Genomic DNA, 21,937 nt, shown 5'->3' with positions numbered 1-21,937 from the left:
CCAGATAAACCAAGTGTAGCGTCAGTGGCAGTAACACCAACAATGGAAAATGCCGAAGTAGTCGTGAAGTATCCACAAGCAAAAGAAGACGAAGTAGAAACAAAAGTAATTACACGTACGATTAAGTATGTAGATGCAAGCGATGAAACTACAGAAGTATCACCAAAAGTAGAGCAGACTGTTACGCTAACAAGAACAAACAAGCGCAACAAAGTAACGAATGCACNNTCAGTGGCAGTAACACCAACAATGGAAAATGCCGAAGTAGTCGTGAAGTATCCACAAGCAAAAGAAGACGAAGTAGAAACAAAAGTCATCACACGTACAATTAAGTATGTAGATGCAAACGACGAAACTACAGAAGTATTGCCAAAAGTTGTTCAGAATGTTACGCTAACAAGAACAAACAAGCGAAACAAAGTAACGAATGCACTTGAAGAAGGAACATGGTCACAAGGAAGTTGGGCAGAACAAGCTTCACCAACCGTAGCAAACTATGGAACACCAGATAAACCAAGTGTAGAATCAGTGGCAGTAACACCAACAATGGAAAATGCCGAAGTAGTCGTGAAGTATCCACAAGCAAAAGAAGACGAAGTAGAAACAAAAGTCATCACACGTACAATCAACTACCTAGAAAAGGGTACAAATAAAGTCTTGAAAGATCCAGCGGTACAAAGCGTGACGTTATCAAGAACAAAAACAACAAACAAAGTCACTGGAGAAGTTACATACGGAGAATGGAGCAAGGGCAGTTGGTCAGAAGTAATACCAGAATCAATAGCAAACTACAAAGTTCCAAGTGTCACAAGAGTAGAAGCGACAGAAGTAACATCAACAACAGATGATAAAACAATTGATGTATACTATGAAGCAGATACAAAACCAGAGCCTAAACCAGAGCCTAAGCCAGAGCCTAAACCATAGCCTAAACTAGAGCCTAAGCCGGAACCAGCACCAGTTCCATCAACACCAGAGACTCCTGAACAACCAGTAGCTCCAGTGCAACCGGAACAACCAACAACTCCAACCCAACCTGCTGTTCCAACACCAGCTGAAACATCAGTAGCAACTGATTCAGCTACTCAACCAGCAACACCTAAATATGTTGAAGTTGAAGGTCAAAAAGAGTTACCTAACACAGGTACAGAAGCTAATACTAGTCTAGCTGCACTTGGATTCCTTGGAGCTTTGAGTGGATTTGGATTTCTTGCTCGCAAGAAAAAAGAGGACTAAAAACTCATAGTTTTTGAGAAGATGATTCGTCATCTTCTTTTTTTAGACCCCTATGGTCTTTTGCTTTTTTATATGAAGTTTGCAGAAAATGTATTTTAATATATATATATATTAAAAAACGCTTGTTTTACATATAAATAGTAGATTTTCTAATGAAAATAATGTTATAATGTAAGTAATGGATTATTTACCTATGTTTAGAGTAGGGATATTTAACTCTGTGAATCAGATTTAGAAATTGAAACTTTCAAAATACTTGGGTGTAATTCCGCAATTAAAATTTATTTAAAAAGGAGAAAATATGTATTCAAGAATGGACAAGTATCACGGACAAAAGGTCCAGCGCTTTTCAATCCGTAAGTATAGTTTTGGTGCAGCATCAGTAGCTGTAGCAGCCTATATGATGTTTGGTGTAGCAGCGACTGTTCACGCAGATGTAACACCTTCAACACCTTCAACAACAAACGAACAAGTAAACCCTGACAATGGAAATCAATCAGGCTCAATAACTCCTCTAGTTTCAAATGAAACTGCTACACCAACAACTGAGCAACCATCAGCACCAGCAGAAACACCAAAAGCGGAAGAAGCCCCAGCTATAAAGGCTGACACAAGCAAGTTGGAAGCAGCTATTGCTCGTATGGAGACAGCCCTTGGCAAAGCAGGAGTATCTGAAAAGACTGCCTCAGCTATTGAAGCAGCAAAAACAGAGCTTGCTAAGGCTCAAGCCCTACTGTCAAACGACAAAGCAACACAAACAGAAGTAGATAAAGTTGCTAAAGAATTGAATAGCCAAGCTTTCGTTCTTTCAAGTATGCCAAAAGCAGAAAAGAAGGAAGAAAACCAAAATCAAAATCCACGTAACGGACAAGCGATTCCTGGCAATGGGGAAAGTGGGTTTAGAACTGTAGATACTACAGCTGCAAATGCTGCGTCGGAAGCAGAAAAATATAAAGGTATTCGAGATGCAGCTATTCCACAATTGCAAGCAAATATTGATAAAATTCAAGCTGAAATAGCAAAAGAAGAAGCGCTACCTACGAATAAAAAAGATCAATTTAAAATTGATGTTTTAAAACATATTAAACAAAAAGCAGAAAATGTTATTACAACTGCAAATGCTGCGGATGTAAGTTCAGCTCAAAAAATGAGCCAACAAGCAGAAGCTGTTAAATCTGAGCGTGATTTATTAGCTTTATATTTGGCTGGTAAAGCAGACTTAGGAGCACCTGTTAGTGAAAACCACGCAGCGTACGGTAATAACCCAACAAACGGTGTCTTTGAGAGTCTGAAAGAAGGTTTTGGGGATAAAGTAACCTTTACGGATGCTGTTACTAAATCAGAAACGATTGCTAAGCAACAAAGAGGCCAAGGAGAAATTAATGCTCGTACTGCAGGAATTGGTAGCGCAACTTATAACTGGAAAGAAAAAACTATTACAAAAGCTGATGCAGAAGCTGGCGTACTAAATGGTTGGAAAATAGAAGTTGGTGAGCAAGTAAATGCTGTTCAACCTCTTGATGTAACGAATGTTACAGATAAAGACGGTGCACCAAGTACTCGAACAGTACCAAAATCAAAAATATATACAAACAATGGAGAATTAAAACGATTCTATACTGAAGGACATCAACTATCCTATAATAACGGTAGTGGTATCATTCCAACTTTAACACCTACTATCGATGCGATAAAGAGTAATGCATTTGGAGAAGTGAAAAATCGTGATTATTATCTTGAATTAGGTAGTAAAGGTACGACTATTTCAAAGGAATATGATGTAAATGGAAATTCAAGAATTAATGTTAACTTGATTCACGGTGGTGCTTATGGTCATGTTTCTACTACAGGAACTGGAGAAAAAGTTAAACTTAAAATTGTTGATGCTTTCACAGGAGAAGTTATTAACCCAGTTGAAGGAAAAAATGGTTCTTTATCTACGGAACAAGGTCCTGGGGGAAGTAACGGATGGAATTATATGGCTCGTCTATATGATATTCCTGCGACTACTACAAAAATTAAGGTTTTAATCGAAGCTGGAGATCAAGCGGGATCACAAAATGGAGGTACTGAAAACCAAACACGATGGGGGAATACGGTTACGCTTAGAGATGGATACCTTATTGGTGGTATCGGTATTGCTACAGCTCCAGCTGCAGAAGTGGTAACAAATGTCAGCTCTGGAAGACAAAATAATGAGTATGGATATACACCAGACACTATCTACAAAAAAGATCAAAAAGGTAGTTTTAACTTTACGCTTAAAGATACAGCTGGAATGAATATTAATTACTATGCCGCATCAAATGTTCAAGTTACGATAAAAGTACCAAAGGGTGTGGTATTGGAAGATAGAGTTATTAATAAAAATGGTGGTGCTGACTTTTTAGGAAATGTCTATGCAAATACTATTAAATGGGTTCCAAATGATCCAACTGATAATTCTAAAGGAGGAACTTTAACTTATAACGTACCTGCTGGAGATCGTATGGCTGCAGCAGAAAAAACTACTCGTTCATCAAGTATTGTGTTTACTACTGCAAATAACTTCATAGGACCAGCGGATTTTAAAGTAACCGTAACAAGTGGGTTTGGAGATACGGATGCAGAGGGAAATAAATTATATTCATATACAACTAATGGTTTGAAACCAGCATATGAAAATCAGTTCAATCGAGGAGGATTGGCAAATTCTGATAAACCAGATTTTGAATATGGAAAAATAATCTATATTAATAGCTTACAAGCAACAGGTACCGTGACTGTTCCAATTAATACTAACAATGATCAGTTAAAAGAAGTTGCTTATGCCAAAGCACAAGAAGAAGTTAATTCAGCTAATTTCCAACAATTGCTTAGAGATATGAATGCAACAGCTGGAATAGGTCAAATTACGAATGTTACCCTTAATTCTAAAGATAAAGTTGAAATCACAAAAATAGCTGCTGATGGACGTGGTGTTGTAAAAGTTCCTGTTACTTATACTGCTGATGGAAGAACATACGATACAACAGTAGATATCGAAGTAAATGTTGTAAAATCAACTACAGATAAGTTAGTAGTATTTGAAGGTGATAAGATTACAAATGATCAGGTTAAATCTTCAGTCACTCCTGCTACAATCGAGACTAAAGCGGGAGTTGTAAACAATCCTAACGAAGCAGATGTCTTTAGTACGACAGGAAAAGCTGGAGAAGCAGGATTGAAAATTCCAACAACGGTTACTCATGATTCAAATGGTACAAATATTAATGAAACAGTAGAAGTTCCGGTTACAGTATTGCCAAAAGCAACTGGTGAAGTAGAAGTACACAAAGGAGCTTCAGTAGATAAAGTAAAAGAAGTTGCAAAAGAAAAAGCAACAGCATTAGTAGAATCAGCAGATTTCACAGGGAAATTACCAACAGGAGCAACAGTAACAGTTGGTGATATTACAGAAGAAGTACTAGCGACAATAACTGCAGAAAAAGGGACAAATAAAGGTGTTGTAAATGTTCCAGCAACATATACAGTAGATGGAAAAACATATAATACAACAGTTCCAGTAACTATCAACGTAGCAGGTTCTGAAACAAAAACGATATATACATTAGAAGGAACAAAACCAAGTGTTGAGAAAGTTAAGAATGCAGTAACACCAGGAAATGAAGGAACAGTAAACGATCCGAAAGAAACAGATTTACCAGAAACAACAGGTAAAGTAGGAGCAAAAGATGTAACTGTACCAACAACAGTAACATACCCAAGTGGAACAGAAACTGTAAATGTACCAGTTGAAGTGTTACCAAAAGCAACACCAGAAAAAGTAACAACATTAAAAGATACAACTAGTGACAACCTAACAACAGCTGTAAAAGAAAAAGCACAAGCTGCACTAGGTAAATTAACACTACCATCAGGAGTTACAGTAGAATTAGTTCCAAATCAAACATATACTGTTCCAGCAACAACTTCTAATGGTGATAAAGATAATGTACCAGTAAAAGTACAATACAAAGACGCAACAGGTACAGTAGTAGCAGAAGACACAATTAATGTACCAGTAACAGTAGTAAGCTCAACACCAGCTAAGATTGTAGTGTTCGAAGGTGAAAAACCAACAGCAACTCAAGCAAAAGAGGCTGTAACTCCAGGTACTGGAGGTACAGTAGGAACACCAGCAGAAACTGATTTACCAGAAACAGCAGGTAAAGCTGGGGAAACAGACGTTAAAGTAGACGTGCCGGTAACTTATGACAATGGTAAGTTAACAGAAACAGTAAGTGTTCCAGTAACAGTATTACCAAAACCAGAAGCTGATGAAATTCTAGTTGCTAAAAATAGTGACAAGGATAAAGCTAAAGAAAAAGTACTTGCTCAAGCCAAAAAAGCAATTGAAGATTCAACATTTACAGGTAAATTACCACAAGGTGCAACCGTTACTATTGATGAAACAGCTACAGTAACAGTGCCAGACTTAACAGAAGATACAGAAGTTGATGTACCAGTTAAATACACTGTAGATGGTCAAGAAAAAACTACAACAGTCAAAGTTCCAGTAACAGTAGTTGAAGGGGTACCACAAATTGTACCTGTAAAAGAAAATAATGATGTTTTACCAGATCCAGAGAAGAGTATCGATAAAACAGATTATCCACAAGGATCAACATTTAGATATAAAACTCCAGAAGGACAAACAAGTCCAATTGATGTAACAACAACTGGAGATAAGAACGTGGTTGTTGAAGTGCTTGACCCACAAGGAAATACAATCGTTGAAGTACCATCTACAGTACGAGTAGTAGAAAGTTATCCTAAATATGTACCAGTAGATCCAGCTAAGAAACAGCCAGATCCAAAAGAAAACATTAATCCAAATGATTTCCCAACTGGAACAACATTTGAATATAAAGATAACACTCCGGTAGATACAACAACACCAGGTGAGAAACCTGTAACGGTAGTAGCTAAGTTGAATGGACAACCAATTACAGAAATTCCAGCGACAATTGTAGTAGTAGAATCTAAGACACAATATGTCCCTGTAAATGCTGAAAATGATAAGAAACCAAAACCACAAGATAGCATTACACCGGATGATTATCCAGAAGGATCAACATTTGAATACAAGACTCCAGAAGGACAAACAACTCCATATGATGGAACAACACCAGGTGAAAAAGATGTTACTGTAGTCGTGAAAGATCCAGATGGAGATACAGTTGTAGAAGTACCTGCGAAAATTAAAGTCGTTCAAGGTAAAGAACAATTAACTCCAGTAAACGCTGAAGATAAAGATAAACCTAAAGCTGAAGATAGTATCACACCAAGTGACTATCCAGAAGGGTCAACGTTTGAATACAAAGTTCCAGAAGGACAAACAACTCCATATGATGGAACAACTCCAGGGGATAAACCAGTTACAGTTGTGGTAAAAGATAAAAATGGTAATGTATTAGTAGAAGTTCCAGCAACTATTAAAGTAGTGGAAGCTAAACCAAAACCAATCGAAACCCCAGTGACGAATACACCTTTAACAAAAGAGGATATTTCTAAATATGTTAAAGTTCCTGCAGAAGGCAGGGTAACGAATGTTGAGAACATTCCAGACTTAACAACGCCAGGTAAGAAAGATCCAGTTAAAGTAACGGTAGAATTACCAAATAGGAAAGTAATTACAGTGGAAGTCCCAGTGAACGTAACACCAGTGAAGGAAATTGAAACTCCGGTTACGAAGACTCCATTAACACCAGAGGATTACACTAAGAGAATCACGATTCCAGAAGGTGGCAAGGTAACGAAGGTAGAAAACATTCCAGACTTAACAACACCAGGTAAGAAAGATCCAGTAAAAGTAACGATTACATTACCAAATGACAAAGTAGTTACGGTAGAAGTACCAGTGAATGTAACACCTATTGAAGATATTGTTAAAAAACAAGGTGATCCAATTACTGCTGAGGATGTTGAAAAACACATTCCAAAAGGAGTAAAAGTTATCTCAATTGGAGATAAACCTACAACAGATGTTCCAGGTGAAAGACCAAGTATTCCAGTTGTAGTTGAATTGCCAAATGGAATTCGAGTAACGATGAATATCCCAGTAATCGTAACGCCGAAAGTAACACCTGTAGTAGTTTCAGTAGGAACGCCTGTAACGTCAGAAGATGTTAAGAAACATATCGAATTGCCAAAAGGATGGACTGTAACAAAAGTGGGCGAAATTCCAACGACTACAACACCAGGAACAAAACCAGTTGTTTCAGTGGAAATTGAATTACCAGATGGACGTAAGATTACAGTCGACGTACCGGTAATCGTAACACCAACTGTAAGACAAATTGTTGTACCACAAGGAACTCCAATCACACCAGACGATGTGAAAGGTCATATTGATTTACCAAAAGAACCAGGATGGGAAATTGTAGAAGTAGGAGAAATCCCAACAACAATTCCAGCTGGAGTAAAACCAAGCGTTAAAGTGAAAATCAAAGTTCCAACTGGTGAGATAATTGAAGTAGATGTACCAGTCATCGTAACACCAACAGTAACGCCTATTGTAGTAGAAGTGGGAACACCAATTACTGAAGAAGATGTTAAGAAGAAAGTAGATCTACCAGAAGGATGGGAAATTGTAGAAGTAGGAGAAATTCCAACAACTGAAACACCTGGAGTAAAACCAGTGGTTAAAGTGAAAGTAAAATTACCGGATGGTCGTATTATTACAGTCGACGTACCAGTAACAGTAACACCTAAATCACAAAATGGTGGAGGAGTCATTGCTCAAAATGGTGATTCAACAGTTCAAATTGTAACGGAATACCTAGATGAAAATGGTAACCGAATTACTTCAGATAAAGAAGGAAAACACAATCCGATAGAGTTGGAAGGATATGAATATAGTCATTCGACAACGGATGCTAAAGGAAATACCTTACATCACTATAAGAAAGTGACAAATCCAATCGATCAAGAACAACCAGTAGCTCCAGTGCAACCGGAACAACCAACAACTCCAAGCCAACCTGCTGTTCCAACACCAGCTGAACCATCAGTAGCAACTGATTCAGCTACCCAACCAGCAACACCTAAATACGTTGATGGTCAAAAAGAATTGCCTAACACAGGTACAGAAGCTAGCGCTAGCCTCGCAGCGCTTGGACTTCTTGGAGCCCTAAGTGGATTTGGACTTCTTGCTCGCAAGAAAAAAGAGGACTAAAAACTCATAGTTTTTGAGAAGATGATTCGTCATCTTCTTTTTTTATTTTAGTGTTTTTACTTGCGTAAAAAAATTTTTTCTAGTATAATAGTTTATTGTGAGCGAACCTCACTTACCCCTTGCAAAGTCTTGGGGTCATTAGACCAAAAGGAGGAACATATCAATGGCTAAATACGAAATTCTTTATATCATTCGTCCAAACATTGAAGAAGAAGCTAAAAACGCTTTGGTAGCACGTTTTGACTCTATTTTGACTGACAACGGTGCAACTGTTGTTGAATCAAAAACTTGGGAAAAACGTCGTCTTGCATACGAAATCCAAGATTTCCGTGAAGGACTTTACCACATCGTTAACGTTGAAGCAAACGACGATGCAGCTCTTAAAGAGTTTGACCGTCTTTCAAAAATCAACGCTGACATTCTTCGTCACATGATCGTCAAAATTGACGCGTAAGAAGGTAAACTATGATTAACAATGTTGTACTTGTAGGGCGTATGACACGTGACGCTGAGTTACGTTATACCCCATCAAATGTAGCAGTTGCGACTTTTACTCTTGCAGTAAACCGTACATTTAAGAGTCAAAATGGCGAACGTGAGGCTGATTTTATCAATGTCGTTATGTGGCGCCAACAGGCTGAGAACCTTGCTAATTGGGCTAAAAAAGGCTCACTTATCGGGGTGACAGGCCGTATCCAGACTCGTAGTTACGATAACCAGCAAGGACAACGTGTCTACGTGACAGAGGTCGTGGCTGAGAATTTCCAAATGTTGGAAAGCCGTAGTGTGCGTGAAGGTCATACAGGTGGAGCTTACTCTGCCCCAACTGCAAACTATTCAGCACCTACAAATTCAGTACCAGACTTTTCACGTGATGAAAATCCATTTGGAGCAACCAATCCTTTGGATATTTCAGATGATGATTTACCATTCTAATGGACAACTAAAATTATAAAGGAGAAAAAACATGGCTCAACAACGTCGTGGCGGATTCAAACGCCGTAAAAAAGTTGATTACATCGCAGCAAACAAAATTGAATATGTTGATTACAAAGATACTGAGCTTCTTAGCCGTTTCGTTTCAGAACGTGGGAAAATCCTTCCTCGTCGTGTAACAGGAACTTCAGCTAAAAACCAACGTAAAGTAACAACAGCTATCAAACGCGCTCGCGTAATGGCTTTGATGCCTTTCGTAAACGAAGATTAAAGAAAAGACCCCGACGGGTCTTTTTTTCATGAGCTTTGAAATAAGAGAGCGAGTTTAGGTCCAGTTGGACCTCTTTTTCACGAAATAGTTTTTTTCTGACCTTGGCGTGCTATAATGGTAATAGAAAGAGTAAAGGTGGGTAAGTCAAAGATGAATTGTACGATTAGAAATATGATTAAGTCTGATATTGAATCCTTATCTCATGGCTTTATGAATCAAGGTTGGCCTGGTAGAGAGGAAATTTTGGCTAGATATTTTCTGGAACAGGAAAGTGGGGAGAGAGAAGTCTTAGTTGCAGAGATTGATGGTGCTGTAGCGGGCTACGTTACCATTTTGCCCTCTGCTAAACATGGTCCTTTTGCAGAAGTCTATCCAGAATTATCAGATTTTAATGTGTTTGAGCCTTTTCGAAATCAAGGGATTGGGAGTCAACTGCTAGAAGAAGCAGAAAAACGAGTCAAGTTTGTTTCGAATAAGGTCACTCTTGGTGTAGGTTTGCACTTAGGCTATGGCCCTGCCCAGAGATTGTATATCAGACGGGGCTATATTCCAGATGGTTCAGGCGTTTGGTATCGAAATCAACCCTTGGAAATGAATGCTACTATTCAAAATAATGATGATTTAGTTCTGTACTTATCCAAGAAGTTCGAATAAGAGATAGCGAATTTCTTTGAAAATATGGGATTTCTCTACTTTATGGTATAATGGAAAGAGTTAGATTGAAAGAGGTAGTGAGATGGATGCGAAATTAAGATACAAGGCAAAGAAGATTAAAATCGTCTTTTTTGATATTGATGATACCTTGCGAAATTCCAAGACTGGTTTTATTCCGCCTTCAATCCCAACGGTTTTTAAGCAATTACGTGAGAAAGGAATTTTGACAGGTATTGCTTCTGGACGGGGGATTTTTGGTGTCGTTCCAGAGATTCGTGAGCTCAAGCCTGACTTTTTTGTAACCTTAAATGGTGCCTATATTGAAGATAAAAAAGGTCAGGTCATTTATCAACATCAGATTGAGAAGTCAGATGTTGAGGAGTATATTTCTTGGGCTAAGCAAGAGGGAATTGAGTATGGTTTGGTTGGGAGTCATGCTGCCAAGTTGTCGACTCGCACTGATATGATTAGTGAAGCTATCAATCCAATTTACCCCGACTTAGATGTAGATCCAGATTTCCATGAAAAAGAAGATATCTATCAGATGTGGACTTTTGAAGATAAGGGAGATGACTTGCACTTGCCTGACAGTCTCTCAGACAAACTTCGCATGGTTCGTTGGCATGAGCATTCGTCTGATATTGTGCCGATTTCAGGCTCCAAAGCGACGGGTGTGGAAAAGGTTGTGGAACACCTTGGCTTGAAACCAGAGAACGTCATGGTTTTTGGAGATGGGCTGAATGACTTGGAACTCTTTGATTATGCTGGAATCAGCGTTGCAATGGGAATTTCTCATGATAAGATCAAAGAAAAATCAGATTATATTACAAAAACACTAGAAGAAGATGGCATTTTTGATGCCTTAGAAGGATTTGGTATGGTAGAAAAAGACTTGCATTTTCCACAAGTAGACATTGAAACAGTAGAAGGTCCTCTTGCGACTATTAAGACCAATCACGGAGATTTGCGGATCAAGCTCTTCCCTGAACATGCTCCTAAAACAGTGGCTAACTTTGTAGCTCTTTCAAAAGATGGCTACTATGATGGTGTCATTTTCCACCGTATTATCAAGGACTTTATGATCCAAGGTGGAGATCCAACTGGAACTGGTATGGGTGGCGAGTCAATCTACGGCGAATCATTTGAAGATGAATTCTCAGAAGAACTTTACAATATCCGTGGTGCTCTTTCCATGGCCAATGCTGGTCCAAATACCAACGGCAGCCAGTTCTTTATCGTGCAAAATCAGCATTTGCCTTATTCTAAGAAAGAAATTGCTCGTGGTGGTTGGCCAGAACCGATTGCGGAAATCTATGCCAACCAAGGAGGGACACCTCACCTAGACCGCCGTCACACGGTTTTTGGACAGTTAGCTGATGAAGCTTCTTACGTTGTCTTGGATGCCATTGCTGCTGTTGAGACGGGGGCGATGGACAAGCCAGTTGAAGATGTTGTGATTGAAACAATTGAAATCGAGGACTAAGATGAAAATCGGTGATAAGCTAAAGGGTCGTATTACAGGGATTCAGCCCTACGGTGCCTTTGTTGAGCTAGAGACAGGTGATACGGGGCTGATTCATATTTCAGAGATTCGGACAGGCTTTATTGAAAATATTCATGAAGCCTTGAAAGTCGATGAAGAGGTTCAGGTTCAGGTAGTGGATTTAGATGAATTTACAGGGAAAGCAAGTCTTTCTATCCGCACTTTGGAGGAAGAAAAGCACCAGTTTCCGAGACGGCGACGCTTTTCAAGCGACCGTTTTAACTACGGCTTTGCGCCTCTTAAACGAATGATGCCAATTTGGACTAGAGAAGCCTTGCACTATTTAAAAAAGAAGAAGTAGTTTAGAATTTTATATTTTTTGTAATGTTAATATAAATCTGCTATAATAGAACCATGGAAGAAGAACAATTATTAAAATCAGGAGAGCGCATTAACCAGCTCTTTTCGACAGATATCAAAATTATTCAAAATAGAGAGGTTTTTAGCTATTCGGTGGATAGTGTTCTCTTGTCACGCTTTCCACGTTTTCCTAAAAAGGGCTTGATAGTGGATTTCTGCGCTGGAAATGGAGCAGTGGGGCTATTTGCTAGCACTCGTACTCAGGCACAGATTTTGGCTGTTGAGATTCAGGAGCGTTTGGCGGATATGGCTGAGCGCTCTGTCCGTTTGAATGGATTAGAGGAGCAGATGCAGGTCATCTGTGATGATTTGAAAAATATGCCTGCTTACATCCAGGGGAGTAAGGTGGATATGATTTTGTGTAATCCGCCCTATTTCAAGGTGGATCCTCATTCAAACCTGAACGAGAGCGAACATTATCTCTTGGCGCGCCATGAAATCACGACCAATTTGCAGGAAATCTGTCGTAGTGCCCAGAGTATTCTTAAGTCCAATGGACGTTTGGCTATGGTTCATCGTCCTGATCGGCTCTTAGATATCTTGGACAGCTTGCAACGACATAATTTAGCACCTAAGCGTCTGCAGTTTGTTTATCCAAAGAGGGAAAAGGAAGCCAATATGCTCTTGATTGAGGCTATCAAGGATGGCTCGACAAGTGGCTTTAAGGTTTTACCACCTCTCATTGTCCACAATGATGATGGCTCTTATACGCCTGAACTCGAAGAGATTTATTATGGATCATAAGGCTTTCATGTATGTAGTAGAATGTAGAGATGGCTCCTACTATACAGGCTATACGACTGATGTGAGAAGACGCCTCGCTGTCCACAATAGTGGGAAGGGAGCCAAATACACACGAGCACGCTTGCCAGTCAAACTTATCTATGCTCAAGGTTTTGCCAGTAAGGAAGAAGCCATGTCGGCTGAAGCCCTGCTCAAGCGTAAGAAGAGGCCACAGAAGGAAAGATTTTTATCTGAAAATCAAGATAGAAATTTACTCAATTATTTTGAAGAGTAGCGGGGAGTCCTTTGACTCCTCTTACTTTTGTCAAAAAGCGAAAAAAATGCTACAATAAAGAGAATAAACAAAATGAGGTATTATCATGTCTAAGATTCTAGTATTTGGTCACCAAAATCCAGACTCAGATGCCATCGGGTCATCTGTAGCTTTTGCCTACCTTGCAAAAGAAGCTTACGGTCTGGATACGGAAGCTGTTGCCCTTGGAACTCCAAATGAAGAAACAGCCTTTGTCTTGAACTATTTTGGTGTGGAAGCACCGCGTGTTATCACTTCTGCTAAAGCGGAAGGAGCAGAGCAAGTTATCCTGACTGACCACAATGAATTCCAACAATCTGTATCAGATATCGCTGAAGTAGAAGTTTATGGTGTTGTGGACCACCACCGTGTGGCTAATTTTGAAACTGCAAGCCCACTCTACATGCGTTTGGAGCCAGTTGGTTCAGCGTCTTCAATCGTTTACCGTATGTTCAAAGAACATGGTGTGGCTGTGCCTAAAGAGATTGCTGGTTTGATGCTTTCAGGTTTGATTTCAGATACCCTTCTTTTGAAATCACCAACAACACACCCAACAGATACAGTCATTGCTCCTGAATTGGCTGAATTGGCTGGCGTCAACTTGGAAGAGTATGGTTTGGCTATGTTGAAAGCTGGTACAAACTTGGCTAGCAAATCTGCTGAAGAATTGATTGACATCGATGCTAAGACTTTTGAATTGAACGGAAATAATGTCCGTGTTGCCCAAGTAAACACAGTTGACATCGATGAAGTTTTGGAACGCCAAGCAGAAATTGAAGCTGCAATGCAAGCTGCTAACGCAGCAAACGATTACTCTGACTTTGTCTTGATGATTACTGATATCGTCAACTCAAACTCGGAAATCTTGGCTCTTGGTGCCAATATGGGCAAAGTCGAAGCGGCTTTCAACTTCAAACTTGAAAACAATCATGCCTTCCTTGCTGGTGCTGTTTCACGTAAGAAACAAGTGGTACCTCAATTGACTGAAAGCTTCAATGCTTAAGATTTTGAATTATATCGAAAGGAGTTTCGGCTCCTTTTTTTCTAGGAGTGAAGCATGTTAGAAAATGGCGATTTGATTTTTGTGAGAGATGAGTCAGATATGGGGCAGGCCATTCAGACTTCCACAGGCAACTATAACCATGTTGCGATTTATTTGGATGGGATGATTTACCACGCTAGTGGACAAGCTGGTGTTGTCTGTCAAGAACCGGCAGACTTCTTTGAGTCCAATCATTTGTACGACCTCTATGTCTACCCAGAAATGGATATCCAGTCTGTGAAGGAAAAAGCTTGCAAACATCTTGGAGTTCCCTATAATGCCTCTTTTTATCCAGATGGACATGGTTTTTACTGTTCCCAGTATATGGCAGAAATTCTCCCCATTTTTGAGACCATACCTATGAAATTTGGGGATGGGGAGCAGGAGATTAGTGATTTTTGGAGAGAGTATTACAGAGAACTAGATCTGCCTGTTCCTTTGAACCAAGCTGGGACCAATCCCAGTCAGTTGGCAGCATCGCCTCTGTTAGAATGTAAAGAAAGGAATCTTCATGATTCAGATTTTTAATCCATCTCGTTTGACGAGACAGACATTTTTTGGAGAATTGATCCGCTATCTGGACCAGCATGATGATGTAATTCTACGGGAAATTAAGGCTCAATTTCCAGATGTGGCAGTTGATAAACTCATGGAAGAGTATATAAAGGCTGGCTTGATTCTACGAGAAAATAAGCGTTATTACCTCAATCTTCCTATGCTTGAGTCCCTTGATAGTCTCGAACTGGATCAAGAGATTTTTATCAAAGAAGATAGTCCGACCTATCAAGCCTTGTTAGAGCAGAGTTTTGAGACGGAATTACGAAATCAAACCAATGCAGCTATTTTAGTTGAAAAAACAGATTTTGCGCGCACTAAAATGACCTTGTCTAATTATTTCTACAAGGTCAAACATCAGTATCCTTTGATAGAAAAACAGCAGGAACTTTATGACATTTTGGGAGATGTTAATCCTGAGTATGCTCTTAAATACATGACAACTTTTTTGCTAAAATTTCTCAAAAAGGATCAGCTTATGCAGAAACGCCGTGATATCTTTGTGGACAGTTTAGTTGTCCTAGGTTATATTATTCAAAATGAAGATGGAAAGTATGAGTTGGCTATCGATTTTGATAAGGAAAGATTAACTTTCTACTTGGCGTGATTTCTTGTTTCTGAGCACATTGTTTGACTTTCCTTAGTATTCGGTATAAACTATATGTAACCGGTAACACATATCGGAATAAACTAAAGGAGACAATCATATGTCACTTGAAAATAAATTGGAACAAGCAACAGGCGCTATCAAAGAAGGATTTGGTAAAGTTACTGGGGATAGCAAGACTGAAGCAGAAGGCGCTGTAGAAAAGACAGTTGCTAAGGCAAAAGAAGTAGTTGAAGATGCTAAAGGTGCTGTAGAAGGTGCCGTTGAAGGTTTGAAAAACGCTTTTAAATAAAAATAGAAAAAATCAAGGGTTTCATTTCCCTTGATTTTTTTACTATCTTATAAATAATTTTCTGCTACGGCGGGATCTCCAGGATAGGCTTCTTTTTTTCCTTGGACGATTTGGTAGCAATCGGCTCCCTTACCAGCGATAATGACAGCATCGAGTTCTTGTTCAGTTATAGCCATAGCTGCCTTGATGGCCTCTTGACGATCCGCAATTTTTTCAACAGGATGATCGATATAGCTACTAATTTCATCCGCAATGGCCATTGGGTTTTCGTAGTTGGGGTCATCAGCAGTCAAAAAGACTTGAATCTCAGGGTGTTTATTGAGGAGAAGTCCAAAGTCCTTACGACGGCTTTCTCCCTTATTCCCTGTCGAACCTAACACCAGTGCAATCTTTCCTGTTTGATGAGTTTCAACTACATTGATGAGTTTTTTGAGACTATCACCATTGTGGGCATAGTCGATGAAAACCTTGGCTCCATTTTTCTGGGTGAGGACTTCCATACGACCAGGAACGCGGGTTGCAGCGATACCTTTTTTGATGTCCTCAAGACTTGCTCCGAGACGGAGACAGGCAAGTCCAGCAGCAACGGCATTTTCTTGGTTGAAGTGACCAATCAGTTGGATATCATAGTCTCCAGCGAGTTTACCCGTAGCTGAAAAGCTAAAGGCTTTGGAATTCTCGATTTGATTATTTGATTGGCTACCATAGAAATCATGGTCTTGATCTGCCACTTGTTCTTTCAAGACAGAAAAGTGATCCATGTCACTATTAATGATGACTGCTCGGCTATTTTCCATCAAGAGACGTTTGTGGTAGAAGTAGTCTTCAAAGCTAGGGTGTTCAATAGGACCGATATGGTCGGGGCTGATATTGAGGAAAACTCCCACATCAAAGGTTAGACCATAGACACGTTTGACCAGATAGGCTTGACTAGAGACTTCCATGATGAGGTGGGTACGGTCATTTTGCACAGCTTGATGCATCATGTCAAAGAGGTCAATACTCTCAGGAGTTGTCAATGCAGACTTAAAGAAAGTCTTGCCATCTAGAGTTGTATTCATAGTCGAGAGCATAGCAGGTCGGTGTCCTTGAGATAAGATGTTATAAGCGAAATAGGCTGCCGTTGTCTTCCCCTTGGTTCCAGTAAAGGCGAGGAGTTTGAGTTTTTCCTGTGGATTTCCATAAAATTCCATAGCAATCAGACTCATGGCTTTCTTAATGTCGTTCACGATAATGGCAGGAATACCAACCTCATAGTCTTTTTCAGAAACATACCAACTGAGGCCTTGAGAGATGGCAGAAAGCAGAAATTCCTTCTTAAAGGCAGCACCCTTGACGAAAAAGAGGCTCTTTTCTTTGGCCTTGCGACTGTCATAGCAGATAGTGTCAAATACGACATGACTGTAGTTGTAGTGATAATGTCCTTGGTCGATAATCTCGCGGAAGAGACCATCTTTCTTTAATATATCTAATACGGTTTCAATCTTAATCATACTTTCTATTGTAAACCGAAAGTCGCAAATTTACAAGTAACAAGGAAAAGTTTATAATGGAAGATAAGGAGTTTTTCCTAGTTATCAAAATTGAATGAGGAATCTATGTCGCACGAAAACAATCACCAGCAGGCCCAGATGTTACGGGGGACTGCTTGGTTAACGGCTAGTAACTTTATCAGTCGCCTGCTTGGGGCCATCTATATTATCCCTTGGTACATCTGGATGGGGTCTTATGCGGCTACAGCAAATGGTCTCTTTACCATGGGATACAATATCTATGCCTGGTTTTTGCTGGTTTCAACAGCGGGGATTCCAGTTGCGGTGGCCAAGCAAGTTGCCAAGTATAATACCATGCGAGAAGAGGAGCATAGCTTTGCTCTGATTCGGAGCTTTTTAGGATTTATGACAGGACTAGGCCTGGTTTTTGCTTTAGTCTTGTATGTCTTTGCTCCTTGGCTAGCAGACTTGTCTGGCGTGGGCAAAGACTTGATCCCAATCATGCAAAGCTTGGCTTGGGGAGTCTTGATTTTCCCATCTATGAGTGTTATCCGAGGATTTTTCCAAGGGATGAATAACCTCAAACCTTATGCCATGAGCCAAATCGCTGAGCAGGTCATTCGTGTTATCTGGATGCTCTTAGCAACCTTTATCATTATGAAGCTCGGTTCAGGAAATTACCTAGCAGCTGTTACCCAATCGACCTTTGCGGCCTTTGTCGGCATGGTAGCCAGTTTTGGAGTTTTGATTTATTTCCTTGCTCAAGAAGGTTTACTCAAAAGAGTCTTTGAAACACGAGATAAGATTGATAGCAAACACCTGTTAATGGATACGATTAAGGAAGCTATTCCTTTTATCTTGACTGGTTCGGCTATTCAGCTTTTCCAAATCTTGGACCAAAATACCTTTATCAATAGCATGAAGTGGTTTAGCAACTACAGTAATGAAGACTTAATTGTCATGTTTTCTTATTTTTCTGCCAATCCAAATAAAATTACTATGATTTTGATTTCTGTTGGGGTTTCGATTGGGAGTGTCGGTTTGCCGCTTTTGACTGAAAACTATGTCAAGGGGGACTTGAAGGCGGCTTCTCGTCTGGTTCAGGATAGTATTACCATGCTTTTCTTATTCCTGCTACCAGCAACGGTTGGAGTGGTTATGGTAGGAGAACCTCTTTATACAGTCTTTTATGGCAAACCAGATAGTTTGGCTATGGGCTTGTTTGTCTTTGCAGTTTTGCAGTCTACTATTTTAGGCTTGTACATGGTCTTGTCTCCAATGCTTCAGGCCATGTTCCGCAACCGCAAGGCCGTTCTCTATTTTATCTATGGTTCCATTGCCAAGCTGGTCTTGCAACTACCAACCATTGCTCTCTTTCACAGTTACGGGCCTTTGATTTCCACAACCATCGGTCTCATCATTCCTAACGTCTTGATGTATCGGGATATTTGTAAGGTAACTGGTGTTAAGCGCAAGGTGATTTTGAAACGAACCATTTTAATCAGTTTGTTGACTCTTGTTATGTTCATCGGTGTCGGTGCTATCCAGTGGATTTTAGGATTTGTATTCCAACCAAGTGGACGTTTGTGGAGCTTCCTTTATGTAGCTCTTGTTGGTGCCATGGGTGGAGGAGTATACGGGGTCATGAGTCTCCGTACCCGTTTGTTGGATAAGGTGATTGGAAAAGCCCAAGCAGATCGCCTGCGAGTAAAATTTAGAATTTCTCAATAATTTTTTATAAATAAAAGGGATAATTTGAACATTTCTATCATGAAATGCTTGAATTATTCTCTTTTTTATTATTTTGTAGAATAATTTCTATAGTTTGTAGATGTAATGATTAATTTTTTTAAAAAACCCATTGACTAAATAAAATACGAGTTGTATAATAAAACAAATATTTAAATCAGGAGGTTCTGGAGATGAAAAAGTCTAAGGCCAAGTATGCAACGCTTGCAGGTGTCGTGTTAAGTGCAGGTATTTTGTTAAGTGCCTGTGGAAATTCTAGCACAGCGTCAAAAACATATAACTATGTTTACGTAAGTGACCCATCTAGTTTGAACTATCTAGCAGAAAACCGTGCAACAACCAATGATATCGTGGTTAATTTGGTAGATGGGCTCATGGAAAATGACCAGTATGGGAACTATATCCCATCCTTGGCAGAGGATTGGAGTGTTTCCAAGGACGGTTTGACCTATACCTACAAACTGCGGAAAGATGCTAAATGGTATACTGCAGATGGAGAGGAATATGCTCCTGTAACTGCCCAAGATTTTGTAACTGGTTTGAAATATGCGGCTGATAAAAAATCAGAAGCCTTGTACTTAGTGCAAGAATCCGTTGCAGGTTTAGATGACTATATCACTGGTAAAACAAGCGACTTTTCAACTGTCGGTGTTAAGGCTCTAGATGATCAAACCGTTCAATATACTTTGACACGACCAGAATCTTACTGGAACTCAAAAACAACCTCAACCATTCTCTTCCCAGTCAATGCGGATTTCTTGAAATCAAAAGGGGATGATTTTGGTAAGGTAGATCCATCTAGCATTTTGTACAATGGACCTTTCTTGATGAAATCCTTTGTTTCAAAATCGGTCATCGAATACAAGAAAAATCCTAACTATTGGGATGCTAAAAATGTCTTTGTAGATGATGTGAAATTGGCCTATTATGATGGTAGTGACCAAGATGCACTGGCTCGTAACTATGTGGAGGGGGCTTACAGTTATGCTCGTCTCTATCCAAACAGTTCGAGCTTCGAAGGAATCAAAGAGAAGAATAAAGACAATATCATCTATAGTCTGCAAGATGCTACATCTTACTTCTTAAACTTCAACTTGGATAGAAAATCTTATAAATTCACTTCAAAAACAAGTGATGCTGAGAAGAAGTCTACACAAGAAGCGGTTCTGAATAAAAACTTCCGTCAAGCCATTAACTTTGCCTATGATCGTACAGCTTACGGGGCCCAATCTCAAGGAGAAGAAGGGGCAACTAAGATTTTGCGTAACCTCGTCGTTCCTCCAAACTTCGTAAGTATCAACGGAAAAGACTTTGGTGAAGTAGTAGCCTCTAAGATGGTTAACTACGGTAAGGAATGGCAAGGAATCAACTTTGCAGATGCCCAGGATCCATACTATAATCCTGAAAAAGCCAAGGCTAAATTTGCAGAAGCTAAGAAAGAACTCCAAGCCAAAGGAGTCCAATTCCCTATTCACTTGGACATGACAGTTGACCAAGCTGCTAAAAAGGGTGTCCAAGAGGCAAACTCTATGAAGCAATCTATTGAAGCAGCCTTAGGTGCAGAGAACGTTGTAATTGATATTCAACAACTCACTACTGAAGATTATGATAATACAAGCTATTTGGCTCAGACAGCAGCTCAGAAGGATTATGATCTTTACAACGGTGGTTGGGGTCCTGATTACCAAGATCCTTCAACCTATCTTGACGTCTTTAACGTTAATTCTGGTGGTTTGATGCAAAATCTAGGTTTAGAGCCAGGTGAAGCCAATGACAAGGCCAAGGCTGTTGGATTGGATGTCTACACTCAAATGTTGGAAGAAGCCAATAAGGAACAAGATCTTGCAAAACGCTATGAAAAGTATGCTGATATCCAAGCTTGGTTGGTGGATAGCTCTCTAGCAATTCCAAATGTTTCTAAGGGCGGAACACCAGTATTGAGAAAAACAGTTCCTTTCTCAGAACCATATTCATTAGCTGGTAATAAAGGTATCGAATCATATAAATATCTCAAAGTACAAGATAAGACAGTTACGAAAGACGAATATGAAAAAGCCAAAGAAAAATGGTTGAAAGAAAAAGAAGAATCGAATAAAAAAGCTCAAGAAGAATTGGCAAAACATGTCAAATAGGGATTTTTCAAGAAAAACGATGGTTTCGAAAGAAGCTGTCGTTTTTTAATAGAATGATGGTAAATTTGGAAGAAAAATCTCACATTTTTTTCTTTGTTTCTTGAATTTATGTTATAATGAATATAATAAAAACGTGAGAAACCATTTTCGAAAATCTACCCAATGTTGATTGAAGTGTGCACATGCTAGGATGATTTAATAGGAGGGATGCTGTCTACTGGAAAAGTAAGATAAAATGCAACAAATGATAAGTTCTTCTTTAAGTGAAGAATTCTTAACTGTCTATTTACTAATCGTTATGGAGGTAACATCATGGGCGCTATTATGGAGTTTGCAACAGAAAAACAGATTGCATCATTTCTTTCAACTTGCCACATTGAAGGGCAAAAGAATTTTCTGATGGCTTTCAAGAAAAAGACATGGTTCAAATCCTTTATTGATTTTTTCATAATAGGTGGTTCCTACTATGTTCAGTCGAGTGTGAAGCCTAAGATTCTGGCATTCACACCTAAGGGAATCTACTTGATGGACATCAGTGATGTAACTGGAAATCGTTCTAATCACGTCGTAGAGATGCCTTGGAATCAAGTTCAAGATTTTACTTATAAGACAGTATTGAATACAGTTAGACTGAATTGGAACTATCAAAATGAAGTCTATATTTTTTCCGTGGATGTCGGTCAGGTTAGTCGGCATGTGGGCCAATATAAATTTAACAAAGACCATTGTGACTATTTAGCCCAACACGATTTCTTTCGTTCCAAGTAAACCCTAGCAATCATTTTCACAAAAGAATCTGGAGTGTTTTCTGGATTCTTTTTAGCTTTACTCGA

General features: G+C 39.4%; 18 protein-coding genes and 1 pseudogene. 18 read left to right on the top strand and 1 reads right to left on the bottom strand.

Annotated elements, in window-relative coordinates; all coding sequences use genetic code 11:
- The 15 genes and pseudogenes from HT732_RS00980 to HT732_RS00910 form a co-directional block, all read left to right on the top strand.
- Positions 1 to 927: pseudogene (locus HT732_RS00980) on the top strand (YSIRK signal domain/LPXTG anchor domain surface protein); the annotation flags it as partial.
- Positions 928 to 1,002: 75 nt separating this feature from the next.
- A complete protein-coding gene (locus HT732_RS10520) occupies positions 1,003 to 1,236 on the top strand; it encodes an LPXTG cell wall anchor domain-containing protein (protein WP_345890496.1) in 234 nt (77 codons plus the stop codon).
- Positions 1,237 to 1,537: 301 nt separating this feature from the next.
- Entirely contained in the window at positions 1,538 to 8,434 is a 6,897-nt protein-coding gene (locus HT732_RS00970) for a Rib/alpha-like domain-containing protein (protein ID WP_173253678.1), read from the top strand.
- Positions 8,435 to 8,597: 163 nt separating this feature from the next.
- Complete coding sequence (gene rpsF, locus HT732_RS00965) at positions 8,598 to 8,888, top strand: 30S ribosomal protein S6 (protein WP_001151785.1); 291 nt, start codon at positions 8,598 to 8,600, stop codon at positions 8,886 to 8,888.
- A gap of 11 nt (positions 8,889 to 8,899) precedes the next feature.
- Positions 8,900 to 9,370 carry a single-stranded DNA-binding protein SsbA gene (ssbA, locus tag HT732_RS00960; RefSeq protein WP_000609606.1) on the top strand — a complete coding sequence of 157 codons (471 nt, stop codon included), beginning with the start codon at positions 8,900 to 8,902 and terminating at the stop codon, positions 9,368 to 9,370.
- A 31-nt stretch (positions 9,371 to 9,401) separates the two neighbouring features.
- On the top strand, positions 9,402 to 9,641 hold the full coding sequence (gene rpsR / locus HT732_RS00955) for a 30S ribosomal protein S18 (RefSeq protein WP_000068664.1): 240 nt from the start codon (positions 9,402 to 9,404) through the stop codon (positions 9,639 to 9,641).
- A 150-nt stretch (positions 9,642 to 9,791) separates the two neighbouring features.
- Positions 9,792 to 10,295, top strand: coding sequence for a GNAT family N-acetyltransferase (locus HT732_RS00950; protein ID WP_173253677.1), 504 nt, complete (start codon positions 9,792 to 9,794; stop codon positions 10,293 to 10,295).
- Between the two features lie 82 nt (positions 10,296 to 10,377).
- Complete coding sequence (locus tag HT732_RS00945; RefSeq protein WP_173253676.1) at positions 10,378 to 11,778, top strand: bifunctional Cof-type HAD-IIB family hydrolase/peptidylprolyl isomerase; 1,401 nt, start codon at positions 10,378 to 10,380, stop codon at positions 11,776 to 11,778.
- A gap of 1 nt (position 11,779) precedes the next feature.
- Positions 11,780 to 12,139: a S1 RNA-binding domain-containing protein gene (locus tag HT732_RS00940; protein WP_000689593.1), complete on the top strand. Its 360-nt coding sequence runs from the start codon at positions 11,780 to 11,782 to the stop codon at positions 12,137 to 12,139.
- Positions 12,140 to 12,192: 53 nt separating this feature from the next.
- Positions 12,193 to 12,942 carry a tRNA1(Val) (adenine(37)-N6)-methyltransferase gene (locus HT732_RS00935; protein ID WP_000390777.1) on the top strand — a complete coding sequence of 250 codons (750 nt, stop codon included), beginning with the start codon at positions 12,193 to 12,195 and terminating at the stop codon, positions 12,940 to 12,942.
- Positions 12,932 to 13,216: a GIY-YIG nuclease family protein gene (locus tag HT732_RS00930; RefSeq protein ID WP_173253675.1), complete on the top strand. Its 285-nt coding sequence runs from the start codon at positions 12,932 to 12,934 to the stop codon at positions 13,214 to 13,216. The genes HT732_RS00935 and HT732_RS00930 overlap by 11 nt, the downstream gene beginning before the upstream one ends.
- Before the next feature lie 85 nt (positions 13,217 to 13,301).
- Positions 13,302 to 14,237 carry a manganese-dependent inorganic pyrophosphatase gene (locus tag HT732_RS00925; RefSeq protein ID WP_173253674.1) on the top strand — a complete coding sequence of 312 codons (936 nt, stop codon included), beginning with the start codon at positions 13,302 to 13,304 and terminating at the stop codon, positions 14,235 to 14,237.
- Positions 14,238 to 14,291: 54 nt separating this feature from the next.
- Positions 14,292 to 14,804: a YiiX/YebB-like N1pC/P60 family cysteine hydrolase gene (locus HT732_RS00920; RefSeq protein ID WP_173253673.1), complete on the top strand. Its 513-nt coding sequence runs from the start codon at positions 14,292 to 14,294 to the stop codon at positions 14,802 to 14,804.
- Positions 14,788 to 15,438 carry a DUF1803 domain-containing protein gene (locus HT732_RS00915; RefSeq protein ID WP_173253672.1) on the top strand — a complete coding sequence of 217 codons (651 nt, stop codon included), beginning with the start codon at positions 14,788 to 14,790 and terminating at the stop codon, positions 15,436 to 15,438. Before HT732_RS00920 ends, HT732_RS00915 begins: the two co-directional genes overlap by 17 nt.
- Positions 15,439 to 15,538: 100 nt before the next feature.
- Complete coding sequence (locus HT732_RS00910) at positions 15,539 to 15,730, top strand: CsbD family protein (RefSeq protein ID WP_000051184.1); 192 nt, start codon at positions 15,539 to 15,541, stop codon at positions 15,728 to 15,730.
- Between the two features lie 47 nt (positions 15,731 to 15,777).
- Here the strand turns inward: HT732_RS00910 and HT732_RS00905 are convergent, their stop codons facing one another.
- Positions 15,778 to 17,223 (bottom strand): UDP-N-acetylmuramoyl-L-alanyl-D-glutamate--L-lysine ligase, encoded by a 1,446-nt coding sequence (locus tag HT732_RS00905; RefSeq protein ID WP_173253671.1) that lies wholly within the window; start codon positions 17,221 to 17,223, stop codon positions 15,778 to 15,780.
- 105 nt (positions 17,224 to 17,328) lie between these two features.
- On the opposite strand from HT732_RS00905, the gene HT732_RS00900 reads away from it, so the two are divergent.
- From HT732_RS00900 to HT732_RS00890, 3 genes are all read left to right on the top strand, one after another.
- On the top strand, positions 17,329 to 18,954 hold the full coding sequence (locus tag HT732_RS00900; RefSeq protein ID WP_173253670.1) for a polysaccharide biosynthesis protein: 1,626 nt from the start codon (positions 17,329 to 17,331) through the stop codon (positions 18,952 to 18,954).
- A 191-nt stretch (positions 18,955 to 19,145) separates the two neighbouring features.
- Positions 19,146 to 21,104, top strand: a complete 1,959-nt coding sequence (locus HT732_RS00895) for a peptide ABC transporter substrate-binding protein (protein WP_173253669.1) — start codon at positions 19,146 to 19,148, stop codon at positions 21,102 to 21,104.
- Positions 21,105 to 21,416: 312 nt separating this feature from the next.
- Positions 21,417 to 21,872 carry a hypothetical protein gene (locus HT732_RS00890; RefSeq protein WP_173253668.1) on the top strand — a complete coding sequence of 152 codons (456 nt, stop codon included), beginning with the start codon at positions 21,417 to 21,419 and terminating at the stop codon, positions 21,870 to 21,872.
- Positions 21,873 to 21,937 lie beyond the last annotated feature (65 nt).

The sequence above is a fragment of the Streptococcus sp. 5346 genome (genome assembly GCF_013277455.1).
In the GTDB taxonomy this organism is placed as follows: Bacteria; Bacillota; Bacilli; order Lactobacillales; family Streptococcaceae; genus Streptococcus.
The sequence above is the reverse complement of the archived record's forward strand: the minus strand, read 5'-3'. Positions and strand labels throughout refer to the sequence as shown.

What these genes read in the sequence shown, in the direction of transcription:
- HT732_RS00920 (WP_173253673.1), top strand. Translation starts at nt 14,292, where the DNA reads ATGTTAGAAAATGGCGATTTGATTTTTGTGAGAGATGAGTCAGATATG.
- rpsF (WP_001151785.1), top strand. Translation starts at nt 8,598, where the DNA reads ATGGCTAAATACGAAATTCTTTATATCATTCGTCCAAACATTGAAGAA.
- HT732_RS00905 (WP_173253671.1), bottom strand. Translation starts at nt 17,223, where the DNA reads ATGATTAAGATTGAAACCGTATTAGATATATTAAAGAAAGATGGTCTC.
- HT732_RS00935 (WP_000390777.1), top strand. Translation starts at nt 12,193, where the DNA reads ATGGAAGAAGAACAATTATTAAAATCAGGAGAGCGCATTAACCAGCTC.
- rpsR (WP_000068664.1), top strand. Translation starts at nt 9,402, where the DNA reads ATGGCTCAACAACGTCGTGGCGGATTCAAACGCCGTAAAAAAGTTGAT.
- HT732_RS00900 (WP_173253670.1), top strand. Translation starts at nt 17,329, where the DNA reads ATGTCGCACGAAAACAATCACCAGCAGGCCCAGATGTTACGGGGGACT.
- HT732_RS00945 (WP_173253676.1), top strand. Translation starts at nt 10,378, where the DNA reads ATGGATGCGAAATTAAGATACAAGGCAAAGAAGATTAAAATCGTCTTT.
- HT732_RS00895 (WP_173253669.1), top strand. Translation starts at nt 19,146, where the DNA reads ATGAAAAAGTCTAAGGCCAAGTATGCAACGCTTGCAGGTGTCGTGTTA.
- HT732_RS00930 (WP_173253675.1), top strand. Translation starts at nt 12,932, where the DNA reads ATGGATCATAAGGCTTTCATGTATGTAGTAGAATGTAGAGATGGCTCC.
- HT732_RS00890 (WP_173253668.1), top strand. Translation starts at nt 21,417, where the DNA reads ATGGGCGCTATTATGGAGTTTGCAACAGAAAAACAGATTGCATCATTT.
- HT732_RS00970 (WP_173253678.1), top strand. Translation starts at nt 1,538, where the DNA reads ATGTATTCAAGAATGGACAAGTATCACGGACAAAAGGTCCAGCGCTTT.
- HT732_RS00910 (WP_000051184.1), top strand. Translation starts at nt 15,539, where the DNA reads ATGTCACTTGAAAATAAATTGGAACAAGCAACAGGCGCTATCAAAGAA.
- HT732_RS00950 (WP_173253677.1), top strand. Translation starts at nt 9,792, where the DNA reads ATGAATTGTACGATTAGAAATATGATTAAGTCTGATATTGAATCCTTA.
- HT732_RS00940 (WP_000689593.1), top strand. Translation starts at nt 11,780, where the DNA reads ATGAAAATCGGTGATAAGCTAAAGGGTCGTATTACAGGGATTCAGCCC.
- ssbA (WP_000609606.1), top strand. Translation starts at nt 8,900, where the DNA reads ATGATTAACAATGTTGTACTTGTAGGGCGTATGACACGTGACGCTGAG.
- HT732_RS00915 (WP_173253672.1), top strand. Translation starts at nt 14,788, where the DNA reads ATGATTCAGATTTTTAATCCATCTCGTTTGACGAGACAGACATTTTTT.
- HT732_RS00925 (WP_173253674.1), top strand. Translation starts at nt 13,302, where the DNA reads ATGTCTAAGATTCTAGTATTTGGTCACCAAAATCCAGACTCAGATGCC.